We start from the raw sequence: 489 nt of genomic DNA, 5'->3' as shown, positions 1-489 counted from the left end.
CTAGTTTTTGAGATCTCAGCATATGCCGCCCTAGATCCCGGCTCGGGGGCCGGGATGACGTCGGTGGGTGAGGAGCGGTAAAGGTTAACGAGCACGGCGTTCCCTCATATCCAACCTCCCAAATTTCAAGGGCTAACCCACTCGCCAGATTTCCCATTCTTTAGCCTTCTTTTGCGAAAATTAGCGCAAAATAACAAAGAAAACTGGGGTCCCGGTGCGGTCGCAATCTCTAAAGAGTCTGTTTGATTATCGGATTGAGGTGTTTCTCTTCAGTCAGATGATGCTCATGTTCGGCGCTTTGATCTTGCCGGGCCAGACACTGGACACGCCTGTTTTCAACGCGTTTTATAGCTTCAACATCGCAACCGGCATGCTCATCACGTTAAAAAGGAGGCAATTTTTCAGGTTGGTCGCCGTGTTGCTTGCCTGCTCGCTGATCCTGTCGTTTCTTGACACGCCAATCTTTCCGACAATCGATCCCCTAGTCCC

At 50.7% G+C, this 489-nt stretch carries 1 pseudogene; it reads left to right on the top strand.

The features are described 5' to 3' along the window. Positions 1–286 precede the first annotated feature (286 nt). A pseudogene (locus PPL9_RS33210) lies at positions 287–489 on the top strand (two pore domain potassium channel family protein); the annotation flags it as partial.

The sequence above is a fragment of the Pseudovibrio sp. POLY-S9 genome (assembly GCF_001431305.1).
GTDB lineage: Bacteria > Pseudomonadota > Alphaproteobacteria > Rhizobiales > Stappiaceae > Pseudovibrio.
The sequence above is the reverse complement of the archived record's forward strand: the minus strand, read 5'-3'. Positions and strand labels throughout refer to the sequence as shown.